12 protein-coding genes are annotated in these 15,279 nt (G+C 61.4%); 8 read left to right on the forward strand and 4 right to left on the reverse strand.

Annotation, left to right across the window (positions count from 1 at the left end; all coding sequences use genetic code 11):
- Positions 1-23: 23 nt before the first annotated feature.
- Genes KHO49_RS07725 through pcaC form a run of 3 tightly spaced genes read left to right on the forward strand, consistent with a single transcriptional unit; the run spans position 24 to position 2,603 of the window.
- Positions 24-1,388 carry a 3-carboxy-cis,cis-muconate cycloisomerase gene (locus KHO49_RS07725; protein WP_213664838.1) on the forward strand — a complete coding sequence of 455 codons (1,365 nt, stop codon included), beginning with the start codon at positions 24-26 and terminating at the stop codon, positions 1,386-1,388.
- A gap of 11 nt (positions 1,389-1,399) precedes the next feature.
- Positions 1,400-2,188: a 3-oxoadipate enol-lactonase gene (gene pcaD, locus KHO49_RS07730; protein ID WP_102861500.1), complete on the forward strand. Its 789-nt coding sequence runs from the start codon at positions 1,400-1,402 to the stop codon at positions 2,186-2,188.
- Between the two features lie 22 nt (positions 2,189-2,210).
- Complete coding sequence (pcaC, locus tag KHO49_RS07735) at positions 2,211-2,603, forward strand: 4-carboxymuconolactone decarboxylase (RefSeq protein ID WP_102861501.1); 393 nt, start codon at positions 2,211-2,213, stop codon at positions 2,601-2,603.
- A 69-nt stretch (positions 2,604-2,672) separates the two neighbouring features.
- On the opposite strand, the gene KHO49_RS07740 is transcribed toward pcaC, so the two are convergent.
- Complete coding sequence (locus KHO49_RS07740) at positions 2,673-3,935, reverse strand: OprD family porin (RefSeq protein ID WP_213664839.1); 1,263 nt, start codon at positions 3,933-3,935, stop codon at positions 2,673-2,675.
- Positions 3,936-4,557: 622 nt separating this feature from the next.
- On the opposite strand from KHO49_RS07740, the gene KHO49_RS07745 reads away from it, so the two are divergent.
- The 4 genes from KHO49_RS07745 (at position 4,558) to KHO49_RS07760 (ending at position 8,522) form a co-directional block, all read left to right on the forward strand.
- Positions 4,558-4,815 carry an Os1348 family RiPP precursor gene (locus KHO49_RS07745; protein WP_102861503.1) on the forward strand — a complete coding sequence of 86 codons (258 nt, stop codon included), beginning with the start codon at positions 4,558-4,560 and terminating at the stop codon, positions 4,813-4,815.
- A gap of 93 nt (positions 4,816-4,908) precedes the next feature.
- Positions 4,909-5,379 carry a GNAT family N-acetyltransferase gene (locus KHO49_RS07750; RefSeq protein ID WP_253083861.1) on the forward strand — a complete coding sequence of 157 codons (471 nt, stop codon included), beginning with the start codon at positions 4,909-4,911 and terminating at the stop codon, positions 5,377-5,379.
- Between the two features lie 20 nt (positions 5,380-5,399).
- Positions 5,400-6,560 carry an aKG-HExxH-type peptide beta-hydroxylase gene (locus KHO49_RS07755; RefSeq protein ID WP_213664840.1) on the forward strand — a complete coding sequence of 387 codons (1,161 nt, stop codon included), beginning with the start codon at positions 5,400-5,402 and terminating at the stop codon, positions 6,558-6,560.
- Between the two features lie 15 nt (positions 6,561-6,575).
- Positions 6,576-8,522 carry a multinuclear nonheme iron-dependent oxidase gene (locus tag KHO49_RS07760; protein ID WP_213664841.1) on the forward strand — a complete coding sequence of 649 codons (1,947 nt, stop codon included), beginning with the start codon at positions 6,576-6,578 and terminating at the stop codon, positions 8,520-8,522.
- Positions 8,523-8,589: 67 nt separating this feature from the next.
- Here the strand turns inward: KHO49_RS07760 and adeC are convergent, their stop codons facing one another.
- The 3 genes from adeC to emhA are packed head-to-tail and all read right to left on the reverse strand — an operon-like array spanning position 8,590 to position 14,351.
- Positions 8,590-10,050: an AdeC/AdeK/OprM family multidrug efflux complex outer membrane factor gene (gene adeC, locus KHO49_RS07765; RefSeq protein ID WP_110651861.1), complete on the reverse strand. Its 1,461-nt coding sequence runs from the start codon at positions 10,048-10,050 to the stop codon at positions 8,590-8,592.
- Positions 10,047-13,190, reverse strand: a complete 3,144-nt coding sequence (locus KHO49_RS07770; RefSeq protein WP_102861507.1) for an efflux RND transporter permease subunit — start codon at positions 13,188-13,190, stop codon at positions 10,047-10,049. The genes adeC and KHO49_RS07770 overlap by 4 nt, the downstream gene beginning before the upstream one ends.
- Before the next feature lie 3 nt (positions 13,191-13,193).
- Positions 13,194-14,351: an efflux RND transporter periplasmic adaptor subunit EmhA gene (gene emhA, locus KHO49_RS07775; RefSeq protein WP_102861508.1), complete on the reverse strand. Its 1,158-nt coding sequence runs from the start codon at positions 14,349-14,351 to the stop codon at positions 13,194-13,196.
- Positions 14,352-14,616: 265 nt separating this feature from the next.
- Between emhA and emhR the strand changes: the two genes are divergently transcribed.
- Positions 14,617-15,249: an efflux system transcriptional repressor EmhR gene (emhR, locus tag KHO49_RS07780; protein WP_102861509.1), complete on the forward strand. Its 633-nt coding sequence runs from the start codon at positions 14,617-14,619 to the stop codon at positions 15,247-15,249.
- Positions 15,250-15,279: the final 30 nt, after the last annotated feature.

Here is a 15,279-nt window from a genome sequence, read left to right on the forward strand (position 1 = left end):
CACAGGCGCACCAAGGACTGTTTATGACCTTACCTGCGAGCAACCAGTTGTTCGATGCCTACTTTACTGCCCGGGAAATGCGTGGGGTGTTCTGTGACCAGGGGCGAGTCCAGGCCATGCTCGACTTCGAGGCTGCCCTGGCCCGGGCCGAGGCGCGCACCGGGTTGATTCCAAGCGCGGCGGTTGCCCCCATCGAGGCGGCTTGCCACGCCCATCTCTATGACTTCCAGGCCCTGGGTGAAGCGATCGCCACGGCCGGCAATTCGGCGATTCCTCTGGTCAAGGCCCTGGGCAAGCAGATCGCCCGGACCGATGCCGAGGCCGAGCGTTATGTGCACCTGGGCGCCACCAGCCAGGACGTGATGGACAGCGGGCTGGTGCTGCAATTGCGCCGCGCCGTGGACTTGCTGGAGCAGGACCTGAACCGTCTGGGCGGCATACTCGCGGCCCAGGCCCAGCGCTATGCCGACACGCCCCTGGCCGGCCGTACCTGGCTGCAACATGCCACGCCGGTGACCCTGGGCATGAAGATCGCCGGTTGGCTGGGGGCCGTGACCCGCAGCCGCGAACGGCTGCAGCAACTCAAGCCGCGTCTGCTGGTGCTGCAGTTCGGCGGTGCCTCCGGAACCCTGGCGGCCCTGGGCGAACAGGCCCTGCCGATTGCCCAGGCCCTGGCGCAAGAACTGCAACTGAGCCTGCCGGAACAGCCCTGGCACACCCAGCGCGACCGTCTGGTGGAGTTCGCCTCGGTGCTGGGCCTGCTGGCCGGCAGCCTGGGCAAGCTGGGGCGGGATATCAGCCTGTTGATGCAGACCGAGGCGGCGGAAGTCTTCGAGCCTTCGGCGTCGGGCAAGGGCGGTTCGTCCACCATGCCGCACAAGCGCAATCCGGTGGGCGCGGCGGTATTGATCAGCGCCGCGACCCGGGTTCCGGGCCTCTTGGCGACGATGTTTGCCGCCATGCCCCAGGAGCACGAGCGCAGCCTCGGCTTGTGGCACGCTGAATGGGAAACCCTGCCGGAGATCTGCTGCCTGGTGTCTGGAGCCCTGCAACAGGCCTTGCTGGTCGCCGAGGGCCTGGAGGTCGACAGCGCACGCATGGCGCGCAACCTTGACCTGACCCAGGGCCTGGTTCTGGCGGAAGCGGTGAGCATTGAACTGGCCCAGCGCCTGGGGCGGGAGACGGCCCATCACCTGTTGGAACAATGCTGCAAGCGTGCGGTGGCTGAACGACGCCATCTGCGCGAGGTATTGGCGGACGATGCCCAGGTCAGCGCCGAGCTGTCGGCGCCAGAGCTGGATCGTCTGATGGACCCGGCGCACTACCTCGGTCAGGCCCAGGCCTGGGTCGAGCGCGCCGTGGCTGAACATTTTGCCTTGAAGGCCTGAAGGAGACTGCTGTGGGATTCGTGAAACTCGCCGAGGGCGATCTGCACTATCAACTCGAAGGGCCAGAGGGCGCGCCGGTACTGGTGCTGTCCAACTCCCTGGGCACCGATCTGCACATGTGGGACAAGCAGATCGCGGCGTTCACCCGGCACTTTCGGGTGTTGCGCATGGACACGCGCGGCCATGGCCGTTCGCTGGTGACCGAGGGGCCTTACAGCATCCAGCAACTGGGCCAGGATGTGCTGGCACTGCTGGATGCCCTGGATATCCGCCGGGCGCATTTCTGCGGTCTGTCCATGGGCGGCCTGATCGGCCAGTGGCTGGGGATCAATGCCGGCGAGCGTCTGCACAAGCTGGTGGTGTGCAATACCGCGGCGAAGATCGGCGACCCGTCCATCTGGAACCCACGGATCGAGACCGTGCTGCGTGACGGCCAGGCCGCCATGGTGGCGCTACGCGATGCCTCCATTGCCCGCTGGTTCACCGAGGACTTTGCCGCCGCGCGTCCTGATCAGGCCAAACTGATCACCGACATGCTCGCCGCCACCTCGCCCCAGGGTTATGCCGCCAACTGCGCAGCGGTGCGGGATGCGGATTTCCGTGAGCAACTGGCAGCGATCAAGGTGCCGACCCTGGTGATTGCCGGCAGCGAAGACGCGGTGACGCCGCCTTCTGGCAGTCACTTCATCCAGCAGCACGTGGCCGGCGCCGAGTACGCCGAGTTCTATGCCGCGCATCTGTCCAACGTCCAGGCCGGTGACGCGTTCAGCGACCGTGTCGTGGAATTCCTGCTGGCCTGACCCCGGATTCAAGGAGCCCTTTGTGGACGAGAAACAACGTTATGACGAAGGCATGCAGGTCCGCCGCGCCGTACTGGGCGACGCCCATGTGGACCGCAGCCTGAATGCCCTGAACGAGTTCAACTCGGAGTTCCAGGAAATGATCACCCGCCATGCCTGGGGTGATATCTGGACCCGTCCGGGCCTGCCGCGGCATACCCGCAGCCTGATCACCATTGCCATGCTGATCGGCATGAACCGCAACGAAGAACTCAAGCTGCACCTGCGGGCAGCGGCCAACAACGGCGTGAGCCGAGCCGAGATCAAGGAAGTGATCATGCAGAGCGCGATCTACTGCGGCATCCCGGCAGCCAATGCCACCTTCCACCTGGCCGAATCGGTGTGGGACGAACTGGGCACCGAATCGCGTGTGTAACCCGTTCCATGGCTCAACAAAAAGGCCAGCCCGATCACCGGGCTGGCCTTTTTGTTGGGCGTTGTGCGGTTACAGCAGGCTCAGCGGATAGCTGACGATCAGGCGGTTCTCGTCGAACTCGTTGTTGCTGAAATCACGGCGCATGGTGGAGTTGCGCCATTTCAGGTTGAGGTTCTTCAAGGTGCCGCTCTGCACCGTGTACCCAAGCTCGCTTTCCCGGCCCCATTCCTTGCCATCGCTGACGGTGGTGGTGTGCACGTTGCTGCCGCTGATGTAGCGGTTCATCAGGGTCAAACCAGGCACGCCCAGGGCGGCGAAGTTGTAGTCATGGCGCAGTTGCCAGGATTTTTCCTTGGCGTTGTCGTAGCTGGCGTTGTAGCTGTCGTTGGCCAGGGTCCCGCCGCTGGTGCCATTGACCCGCATCCAGCCGCTGTCGCCAGTGAGTTTCTGCAGGCCGACGTAGAAGGTGTTGCCGCCGTATTTGGCCGAGAACAGGCCGGACCAAGTGCGGTTTTCCAGATCGCCGGCCCGGGCGCTGCCGTCTTCCTTGCCGTAGAAGAAGCCCAGGTTGGCCCCCAGGGTCCAGTCGCCCAGCGGCTGGGTGTGGATCAGGTTGACGAACTGCTGGCTGTAGATGTCCTTGAGCTCGGCATTCCACAGACCGATCTGGGTGCGCTTGTCATTGAAGGCGTATTCGGCCCCCTGGAAGTTGAAGCGATCCGAGGTGAAGGCCGCTTTGCCGAACATCGTCATGTCGCTCATGCTGCTGTCGTCGCGGGGGCTGTTGCCACGGAACTGACCGCCGTAGAGGGTCAGGCCGGCGATTTCCTTCGAGGTGATCTGGCCGCCGCGGAAGGTCTGCGGCAGCGAGCGACCGTCATCCGAACGCAGGATCGGCAGCACCGGCATCCATTCGCCAACCTTGACCTCGGTCTGCGACAGCCGGGCCTTGAAGGCCACTCCCAGGCGCCCGAAGTTGTCCGCCGGGCGCCCGTCGTGGTCCAGGGGCAGCAGCTGGGTGCCGCCGGTGCCCTTGCCACCGTCGAGCTTCAGCGAGTACAGGCCCAATACATCCATGCCGAAGCCTACCGTGCCCTGGGTGAATCCTGACTTGGCGTCGAGGATGAAGCTCTGGGTCCACTCTTCAGCCTTGCCCTGGGCCTTGCTCGGGTTGGTGAAGTTGCGGTTGATGTAGAAGTTGCGCAGGTTCAGGTTGGCCTGGGCATCTTCGAGAAAGCCCGACTCTGCGGCCATGACCGGCAGGGCGGCGCTGGTCAGCGCCAGGGCCAGAAGGCTGGGCAGAAGGTGGTGCGGCGGGGTGATTGGCTTCATTCGTCGGTCTCTCTAATTGTTAGGGGTGCAACGATCCACTGCCGCAAAAAGCCCATGCGGACAGCTTTCAAGGTGTGGGAGGTGGCGCTTGCAGGATCAGCCGGAGCGGGCAGGACGTGAGGGCATGGCATCGAACCTGTTGTTATTGGTGTGTTCGGGTGCCGGGAATGGTGCGTCGCGGATCAGGGCCGATCAATTGGCGAATGCGGGTTCTGGGCGATTAACGAACAGTTATCGGGCCGGGTGTGGTGGGGCGCCAGGGGATATATCCCTGATGAATCCTGAGGTTGTCCTCGCTGATCGATCAATGCTGGAAGTTGCGCTATTTCCATGACGCTGCGGGCGGCATCAACTAGTTAATAAAAAGGACTTATTGCTTTAGTAGTAAATCCTTGTTGTTGGATGTTGTTCTTGTATAAAAGGATATAGGGCTAATCGCCAGTTAAACTTGATATTCGGTGTTATCGATTATCGTAAAAAGGTTTAAGTGAAAGGTTTGTGCTCGCTGGAAAAGCAGGTTTGCCTTGCTATATTGAAGTTCCTCAAGGCGGACAAGGATAAGTTTAAAGTTTCGTCGGGAGAGGGCTTTTTATCGTGTTGTGAATATACAAGGAGAAATACCATGAGTACGAGAGTCAATCAGGAACGCTTGGCGTCGGTAGTCGGTCGCGCACTTCTGGATAAGGAGTTCGCCGCACAGTTGCAAAAGGACCCAGAAGCAGCGGCCAAAGGTATCGGTGTGCACCTGAGTGTTACCGAAGTGGGTGCAGTGAAAAGTATCGATACGGCAAAACTGACCAGCGCCGGTTCGGCGATTCGCGACAAAATTGGTGTCGCGGCAATCTTTGACACTCAACAGCAACAGGCGCGCATGGACTGAGCCAGGCGTGTGCAGTCCGGTGTGCCGCGCTCAAGTTTTCATCAGTGCGGCACACCGGAACCGGGATTCAAGGTCATCGTGGAGTGCCTGTCCGTGTCCATCACCCTGGTGTCGATGCAGGAAGCCGACTTCAGTCGTTTCGCCCAGCGAGCCCTGGATGAATACGCCACCGGCATGGTGGCGGCCGGGGAATGGTTGCCTGAGCAGGCGTCGCTCCAGGCGGCAGAGGTGTTCCGCCAGTTGCTGCCGCAGGGGCGTCTGAGTACGCACAATCACTTGTGGCGGGCGCTGTGTGCGGGACGGGCGGTGGGCGAGTTGTGGATCGCCGAGCGCCAGGTGGGCTCTCGACGGATTGCCTTCATCCTCGATCTTTATATCGAACCGATCGAACGTCGCCGGGGTTACGCCAGGCAGACGCTGCTGGCCGGTGAGTCGGCGGCGCGTGAGTGGGGGTGTGACGAGATGCGTTTGCATGTCTTCGGGCACAACCAAGGGGCGCGTCGTCTTTATGAACTGCTGGGCTATGAAGTCGCCAGCCTGACGATGAGCAAGCCCTTGCCGTGACCTTAAGGGAAGGTTGAACCATGGACAGCGTTAACAGTCAGCAACCAGAACTTTCCATTGATGAGCTATTTCAGGGCACTACTTTTCTCCCGGACAGCGAGCCGGAACGTTTTTTAAAGTTACAGGAGCAAGTCGAAAAGAATCGTTATACGATGTTTGTCGCGTTATATGCCGAGCTGTCAAAGTTGTTTGCTGCCGATTCTGCGTTGAATCTTTTTTTTAAACAGGTGCTGGATATTATTCTGTCTCCACCCAGTGTTCGCGCCAAACTTATCGCCCATCCAGTGTTTCAAATCTGGAACATTCTGACGTTTCGTGATGTTAACTATCTGTTGACCGGAAAGACGCTGGATGATGCTGAAGTTAAAGCCAGGCTGCTGGAGTTTGCGCAAGTACTGCAACGGATCGAAGCTTCGCAGGATGCACAGGTCGATGAGCAATACCCGCCGGTTTATCGATTCGATGTCGACCCGCTGATCACCCAGGTCACGCCGCCCAGTTATGACTATCCGCCAGATGAGCAAACCCGGCGTCAGTTGGAGCGGGCGGGTTATTCCAAAGCCTTTTTCAAGGACGTCATGCAGCTTGCCCTGCTGCGGATCAAGCACACCTGGCCGGCCTGTCATGAACAGTGGCAAGTGCTGGTCAAGGCCGTGTGCTATTTGCCCGACGGCAGTTTTCGCAGTTGCTCGGCGTCCCGCTATACCGGGGTGATCCTGCTGTCGAGCCGGGACAACTCGATACTCGACATGGAAGAGTCGCTGGTGCATGAAGCGACCCACCAGCTGCTGTACAACATCGTCGAAGTCGCTGCGGTGGTGGAGCCCCACGCCTCCAAAGAGGCCCTGTATTCCTTGCCCTGGTCGGGGCAGCAGCGGGACTTGTATGGCTACTTCCACGCCTTCTACGTCTACATCGCCCTGGTCAAGTACCTGGAGCGGGTCCAGGCCCGTCCGGCAGAGGAAATGCGCCGGGCCGAGCAGCGCATGCTGTTTATCCTGCGGGGCTTGAGCAAGGCGCTGGCGGATTTTGAAACCGCACCGGGTTTCACCGCGCAAGGGCGGGAACTGCTGGGCAACCTGATGCAGGAAGTGCATCGGCTGGAGCGTCGTCATGCCGGGTTGCTGAGTCGGGGCGAGGGTGCCAGCACCGTTGCCGCGCCCCTGCACCTGACGGCCTGAGCCAGGGAGGCGGACATGCAAAACTTCGATTCTTCGCGTTTCCCCGAAGCCGGGGTGGGGCTGGAATACCATTTGCCACATGGCGCCGGGGCCGGCTCAGCAGGGCTTGATCCCACCATCGAGCGGATTCTGGATGAAGGGCTGCCGTACTTCGATTACCTGGAGTTCCAGCCCACCCACTGCATTCTGCAGCCGCGGCTGAACGAGCTGGGCGGACGGGTGCCGGTGCTGCTGCATTCTTCCAGCCTGTCCCTGGGCAGCGTCGGCATTGAGATGGACCGGGAGTTTTTGCGCATGACCCGTCGTCTGTGCGACCGAACCTCATCCCCCTGGCTGGCCGAGCATATTTCCTGGTCACGGTTTCAGGGTGGTGATACCCAGCATTTCATTCTGCCGAGCCTGGCCCGTGAAGTGGCCGATACGGTGGTGGCCAATGCCATCGAGCTGCAGGCCTTCACCCGGACCCCCCTGGTGCTGGAGAACGCCCCCCGGCTGTTTTCCATGGACATTGGCCAGGAACTCTCCGAAGGCGGGTTCATTTGCAGTGTGGTCGAGCGCAGTGACAGTGGCTTTCTTCTGGACCTGGACAGCGCCATCAGCACGGCCAGGGCCCTGGGCTACGACTTGCGCGATTACCTGCGCTCATTGCCGCTGCAACGTCTGATTGAGGTGCATATCGGCGATCCGCGCCGGGACTGGGACATATTGCGCCAACTCTTGCAGTGTGCGCCGCTCAAGGCGGTCACCATCGAGTGGGACATCGCCGATCGAGCCGAGGACCCGCAGTTGTCGGCGCTGATCAAGGAGATCAAGGCCCTGCGGCCCGAACCTCTGTTCTGGCAGGCCGCGCCTGTTGCCAGCGCGCCGGCCCCGACGGTTGGCGCGGTGGATGGCCAGAGCTTGTTCGAACTGCGGCCGGGGACCTGGCTCGGTTTCGCCCATCAGGCCTTTTCCCTGCGCGATCGTCGGCGCGGCCTGGACCTGGAGTTGTCGACGGAGTTTTTGCCGCTGGTACGGCATTTTCTCTGCCCGCGGACCCTGGACAGCGCACTCTTGCTACCCGGCGCGTTGCAGGGCGAGAGCCTGGCGGTGCTCCAGGAGCTGATTGAGTTGGGCCTGTTGCAGCCCGGGCAGTCCCAGGGCCTTGCCGAGCCCGAGGACGCCGGCGATATCTGGGCCCATTGGCAGGACGCCCTGGATTTCTACCTGGGGACTCGCACTCAAACCGCTACGCCCTACATCAGTGTGGCGCAGATGGAAGAACAGCTGGCTGGCAAGGCGTTGCAGCAGCGTCAGCCATCGGCGTTCAAGGACTACTTTTCACACCCGTTCCTTGCCCTGGACAATCCTCTGTTGGCATCTGCACCGGCGTTGGGTCAGCAGAGCCTGGTGGATACCTTGAGCGATCGTGCGACTTGCCGGACCTTCGACGGTTCGCCCTTGAGCGCCCGGCAGTTGTCCCTGCTGCTGTATTACACCTGGGGCGCTACCCAGATGCGCCGCAACCCCATGGGCGACTTCTTCCTGAAGAAAACCTCGGCCTCCGGCGGCTCTCTGCATGCCATCGAGGTCTATCCGATCCTGCTCAATGTGCAGGGCTTCGAGGCGGGGTTGTACCACTATTCGGTGCGTCGGCACGGGCTTGAACTGCTGTCGCGAGAGGACCCCAGGGCGTGGATTGGCGCAGCCTGTGGCGAGCAGGACTGGATCAGCAAGGCCGCCGTGGTGTTTCTGTCCACCGCGCGGCTTGAGCGCCTGGCCTGGAAATACCCGGGCAGCCGGGCCTTGCGCGTGGCCTTGATGGACTGCGGCCACTTGAGCCAGAGCTTCGCCTTGGTGGCCACGGCGCTGGGGCTCAAGAGCTGCACCACGGCAGCCTTGCGCGACGAGACCTTCGAAACCCGACTGGGCCTGGATTACCTGCGCGAGCCGGTGTTCCTGCTCAATGGTGCCGGCGGCTGAGGGGAGGGCGAGCGAGGCATAAAAAAACCCACCGTCAGGTGGGTTTTTCATACAGACAGACTGTGCTTCAGAACAGGTGCAGCGCCGGGGCCTTTTCAGCCAGTGGCTCGTTCTTCGCGGTCTGTTCGCTCCAGCCGCCGCCGAGGGCCTTGTACAGGTTGACCTCGCTGGTCAGCTGCGACAGGCGATCGGTGATCAAGGCCTGCTGGGCACTGAACAGCGAGCGCTGGGCGTCGAGGAAGGTCAGGTTGCTGTCGACCCCGATGCGATAGCGACGCTCGGCCAGGCGGTAGTAGTCCTGGTTGGCGTTGACGAAGTCACGCTGGGCCTGCAACTGCTGGTTGTAGGTCTGGCGTGCGGCCAAGCCATCGGAGACTTCCTGGAAGGCGGTCTGGATGGACTTCTCGTACTGCGCGACGCTGATGTCTTTCTGGATCTTCGAGTAGTCCAGGCTGGCCCGCAGGCTGCCGGCGTTGAAGATTGGCAGATTGATCTGCGGCTGGAACAGCCAGGTTCCCGAACCACCCTTGAACAGCCCGGAAAGGTCCGGGCTCAAGGTGCCGGCGTTGGCCGTCAGGCTGATGCTCGGGAAGAACGCCGCCCGCGCCGCGCCGATATTGGCGTTGGCTGCTTTGAGCTTGTACTCGGCTTCGAGGATGTCCGGACGCCGTTGCAGCAGTTCCGACGGCAGACCGGCCGGCAGCTCGCTCAACAGATTGGCCGACAGCGGCTGGGCCGCCGGCAGATTGCTCGGAATCGCCGTGCCCAGCAGCAGCGTCAGGCTGTTTTCATCCTGGGCCACCTGGCGGGTGTAACGGGCCAGTTGAACCCGGGCGTTTTCCACCGAGGTTCGTGCCTGGCTCAGGTCCAGTGCCGAGGCGACGCCCACTTCGTTGCTGCGGGAGGTCAGCCGGTAGCTTTCCTCGTAGGCAGCGAGGGTGTCCTGGGTCAGTTTCAGCAGTTCCTTGTCGGCCTGCCAGGTCATGTAGGCATTGGCCACGCTGGCCACCAGGCTGATCTGGGTGCTGCGCCGGGCCTCTTCGCTGGAGAAGTAGGTCTGCAGGGCTTGCTCGCTCAGGCTGCGAACCCGGCCGAACAGGTCCAGCTCATAGGCGCTGACGCCCACGGTGGCCGAGTACTGGCTGGTGATCCCGGCTTCGCCGGTCTGCGACATGCGTGCTGGAGTACGCTGGCGGCTACCGCTGGCGTTGGCCGAAACCGCAGGGAACAGGTCAGCCCGCTGGATCTGGTACTGCGCGGCGTAGGCATCGATGTTCAGCGCCGCGACTTTGAGGTCGCGATTGTTTTCCAGTGCAGTCTGGATCAGCTGCTGCAATGCCGGGTCATGGAAGAATTGCCGCCAGCCCTGTTCGGCGGCCGCCACGTTGGCGGCCTCCTTGGGCGAGTAGGCAGGACCTTGGGGGAATTGCGCCGCCACCGGCGCCTGCGGTTGCTGATAATCCGGTATCAGCGAGCAACCACTTAGCGCGATGGCGGTGATTGCCAGGGAGAGTAGCGACTTGCTCATTGGCCAGCCTCATTAGCAGTTGCAGTAGTTTCTGATTGGTCCGCTTTCCTGCGGCCCATGGACGACACGGTGACGAAGAACAATGGCACCCAGAAGATCGCCAGGATCGTCGCGGTGAGCATACCGCCAATCACCCCGGTACCGATCGCATGCTGGCTGCCCGAGCCGGCGCCGGTGGAGATGGCCAGTGGCACAACCCCGAGGACGAAGGCCAGGGAGGTCATGATGATCGGCCGCAGACGCATGCGGCAGGCTTCTACCGCCGCGTCCACCAGGGAGCGGCCCTGCTCGTGCAGTTCCTTGGCGAACTCGACGATCAGAATGGCGTTTTTCGCCGCCAGGCCGATGGTCACCAACAGCCCCACCTGGAAGTACACGTCGTTGGACAGACCCCGCAGGCTGGTGGCCATGAGCGCACCGATGATCCCCAGAGGCACCACCAGCATGACCGCGATCGGAATCGACCAGCTTTCATACAGGGCTGCCAGACACAGGAACACCATCAGCAGGGACAAGGCGTACAGCGCTGGGGCCTGGGAACCCGACAGGCGTTCCTCGTAGGACAGACCGGTCCAGGAAATGCCCACACCCGGCGGCAGCTTGGCGGCAATGGCTTCGACTTCGGCCATGGCCTCACCGGTACTGTAGCCAGGGGCTGGAGCACCGAGGACTTCCATGGCTTCCACGCCGTTGTAACGGGCCAGTTTCGGCGAACCGTAGATCCACTCGCCCTTGGCGAAGGCGGAGAACGGCACCATGGTCCCGGCGCTGTTGCGTACGTACCACTTCTTCAGGTCTTCAGGGCTCATGCGAGCACCGGCCTGACCCTGGATGTAGACTTTCTTCACTCGACCGCGGTCGATGAAGTCGTTGACGTAGCTACTGCCCAGGGCAATCGACAGGGTGTTGTTGATGTCGGTGAGGGTCACGCCCAAGGCACTGGCGCGCTCGTCATCGATGGTCAACTGGTACTGCGGTTCATCGTTCAGGCCGTTCGGACGCACCTGGGACAGCACCTTGCTCTGGGCGGCCATGCCGAGGAACTGGTTGCGTGCCGCCATGAGTTTCTCGTGGCCGATACCGGCACGGTCCTGGAGGAACACGTCGAAACCGGTGGCGTTACCCAACTCCAGTACCGCCGGAGGGGCGAAGGCGAACACCATCGCGTCACGGAAGCTGAAGAAGTGCTGCTGGGCGCGGGCCGCCAGGTTGAACACGCTGTTTTCTGCGGAGCGCTCGCCCCAGGGCTTGAGCATGATGAAGGCCATGCCCGAGCTCTGGCCGCGACCGGCGAAGTTGAAGCCGTTCACGGTGAACACCGAGGCCACGGTGTCCTTTTCCTTGTCCAGCAGGTAGGCGCGCATCTCGTCCACCACCACCTGGGTCCGTTCGGCACTGGAGCCGGCTGGGGTCTGTACCTGGGCGAACAGAACGCCCTGGTCTTCTTCCGGCAGGAACGCGGTCGGGATGCGGGTGAACAGCCAGATCATGCCCAGGACGATCAATACGTAGGCCAGCAGGTACGGGACCTTGTGGCGCAGCATGTTGCCGACGCCGCGCTCGTAGCTTTTCACGCTGCGATCGAAGGTGCGGTTGAACCAGCCGAAGAAGCCGCGCTTCTCGTGATTCTGCCCCGCAACCACAGGCTTGAGCATGGTGGCGCACAGGGCCGGGGTGAAGATCAGGGCCACCAGCACCGACAGGGCCATGGCCGACACCACGGTGATCGAGAACTGTTTGTAGATCACGCCCGTGGAGCCGCTGAAGAACGCCATCGGCAGCAGTACCGCGGACAGCACCAGGGCGATACCCACCAGGGCGCCCTGGATCTGGCCCATGGATTTCTTCGTCGCTTCCTTGGGTGACAGACCTTCCTCGTGCATCACCCGTTCGACGTTTTCCACCACGACGATGGCGTCGTCCACCAGCAAGCCGATGGCCAGTACCATGCCGAACATGGTCAGGGTGTTGATGCTGAAGCCGGCCGCCGCAAGGATGCCGAAGGTCCCCAGCAGTACCACCGGCACCGTCATGGTGGTGATCACCGTGGCGCGGAAGTTCTGCAGGAACAGGAACATCACCAGGAACACCAGGACAATCGCTTCCACCAGGGTTTCAACCACACCCTTGATGGATTCGGTCACCACTGGCGTGGTGTCGTACGGGAACACCACCTTCATGCCTTGCGGGAAGAAGGGTTCCAGGTCGCTGATGGTCTTGCGCAGCGCCTTGGCGGTGTCCAGGGCGTTGGCGCCGTTGGCCAGTTTCACCGCCAGACCGGAAGCCGGCTTGCCGTTGAACTGGGCGCTGATGGCGTAGTTTTCGCCGCCCAGCGCGACATCGGCAACATCACCCAGGCGTACTTGCGAACCGTCCTTGTTGACCTTGAGCAGGATTGCCTTGAACTGCTCGGCCGTCTGCAGGCGAGTCTTGCCGATGATGGTGGCGTTCAGCTGCTGGCCGGGCAGGGCGGGCAGGCCACCGAGCTGGCCGGAGGACACCTGGACGTTCTGCGCGGCAACCGCGGTCTTCACGTCCACCGGGGTCAGGTTGAAGTTGTTCAGCTTGGCCGGGTCGAGCCAGATCCGCATGGCGTACTGGGCACCGAACACCTGGAAGTCACCCACACCCGCGGTCCGCGAGATCGGGTCCTGCATGTTCGACACGATGTAGTTCGACAGGTCGTCCTTGGACATGCTGCCGTCCTCGGAAACCACGCCGATCACCAGCAGGAAGTTCTTCACTGCCTTGGTTACGCGGATACCCTGTTGCTGCACTTCTTGCGGCAGCAGCGGGGTGGCCAGGTTGAGCTTGTTCTGTACCTGGACCTGCGCGGTGTCCGAGTTGGTGCCCTGCTCGAAGGTGGCGGTGATGGTCATGCTGCCGTCGGAGTTACTTTCCGAGGACACGTAACGCAGGTTGTCGATACCGTTGAGCTGCTGCTCAATCACCTGGACCACGGTGTCCTGCACGGTCTGTGCAGAAGCGCCTGGGTAGGTCACGGAGATCGCAATCGCCGGAGGGGCGATGCTCGGGTACTGGTTGATCGGCAATTTGAGGATCGATAGAGCCCCGACCAACATGATCACCAGGGCAATTACCCAGGCGAAAATCGGACGGTCGATAAAAAATTTCGACATGGTTTACTCCCCTTTGCCGCCTGCAGCTTTGTCAGTTGCCTGTGCAGGGGCCGGGTTCTTGGTTGCTACATTGGTCGCTTCGCTGGCCTTGACTTCAATGCCTGGCTTGACGAATTGCAGGCCTTCGGTGATCAGCCGATCACCAGCTTTCAGGCCATCTTCCACCAGCCACTGGCTACCGACGGTGCGGCTGGCCTTGAGCTGGCGCAGCTCGACCTTGTTGTCCGGGCCAACCACCAGGGCGGTCGGGGTGCCTTTCAGGTCGCGGGTCACGCCTTGTTGTGGGGCCAGGATCGCCGCACTGTTCACCCCAGCTTGCAGCTGGGCGTGGACGAACATGCCCGGCAACAGGGTGTGCTGGGGGTTGGGGAACACGGCGCGCAGGGTCACCGAGCCGGTGGTTTCATCCACCGAGACTTCGGAGAACTCCAGCTTGCCGTCGAGCTTGTACTGGCTGCCGTCTTCCAGAGTCAGTTTGACCTTGGCGGCGTTGTCGCCGACTTTCTGCAGGCGACCGCTTTCCAGCTCGCGGCGCAATTCCAGCAGCTCAACCGAGGACTGGGTGACGTCGACGTAGATCGGGTCCAACTGCTGGATCACCGCCATGGCATTGGCCTGGCCGTTGCTGACCAGGGCGCCTTCGGTCACCGAGGAGCGGCCAATGCGGCCGGTCAAAGGCGACAGCACTTTGGTGAAGCGCAGGTTGATCTGGGCACTTTGCAGGGAGGCTTCCGATTGCAGACGGTTGGCCACGGCGGTGTCGTATTCCTGGCGGCTCACGGCCTGCTCATCGACCAATTGCTTGTAGCGATCTGCAATTGACTTGGTCGATTGCAGATTGGCCTCGGCGCTCTTCAGCGTTGCCTCATAGACCGATGGATCGATCTGATAAAGCTGCTGACCTTCCTTAACATCTCCGCCTTCTTTGAACAGACGCTTGAGAATGATCCCGTTTACCTGTGGGCGAACTTCGGCGATGCGGAAAGCAGTGGTCCGGCCCGGGAGTTCGGAAGTCAAGGTAAAGGCTTGTGGTTGCAGGGTAACGACGCCGACCTGAGGGGCTTGAGGGGCTGGCGCCGCCTCTTCCTTTTTACATCCGCTGAGCAGCGATGCCAGGGCGACGGCAGTGACCAGAGCGGTAACAGCTGGCTTGAGTTGCATGAAGATCCTCGGGTCAGGCACGCAAGATGCGCACAAGAAAAGTGGAAGGGTAAAAAGAGTTGGCTGAGTGGATTAGTAGCTTGCTAAGGAATATACTTACGTTCATGGTTGTTTGTAAATACCCTGGCGGCGTACCCATCCGGTTACAAAAGCCCCTGTAGGTGTTGAATTGTAGGTTGGGCAAACGGCACTCGAGATGCCGTTCCATATTTATTCAGAAGGTCTTCACGCATCGCTGAAAGATCCTGATCGAGGTTTTACTGCCATGGTCCGTCGTACCAAAGAGGAAGCTCAAGAAACTCGCAGCCAGATACTCGAGGCCGCCGAAAAGGCCTTTTACGAGCGTGGCGTGGCGCGTACCACCCTGGCCGATATCGCGGCGCTGGCAGGGGTGACTCGGGGTGCCATCTATTGGCACTTCAGCAATAAGGCCGATCTGGTACAGGCCATGCTCGACAGCCTGCGTGAACCCTTGGATGAGATGGCTGCCGCCAGTGAAAATGTAGATGAAATGGATCCGTTGGGCTGGATGCGCAAGTTGCTCATTCATTTGTTTCATCAAGTTGCCCTGGACCCGAAAACCCGACGCATTAATGAAATTCTGTTTCATAAGTGCGAATTCACCGATGAAATGTGCGACCTGCGTCGCCAGCGTCGTGCCGCCAGCCTGGACTGCAACCTGCGTATCGAGTTGGCGCTGACCAATGCAGTGAATCGTGGGCAATTGCCCGAAAACCTCGACACTATGCGAGCGGCTATCAGCATGCGGGCCTTTATCGATGGCATCCTTTATCAATGGCTGCTGGCCCCTGACAGCTTCGCTCTGCACACCGAGGCAGAGCGCTGGATCGACATCGGGCTGGACATGCTGCGCTTGAGCCCGAACCTGCGTCATTAAGACAAAATGCGTAATTGAGTCCAGTTATGT

It is taken from the genome of Pseudomonas sp. RC4D1 (genome assembly GCF_018390395.1).
Classification (GTDB): Bacteria; Pseudomonadota; Gammaproteobacteria; order Pseudomonadales; family Pseudomonadaceae; genus Aquipseudomonas; species Aquipseudomonas danubii.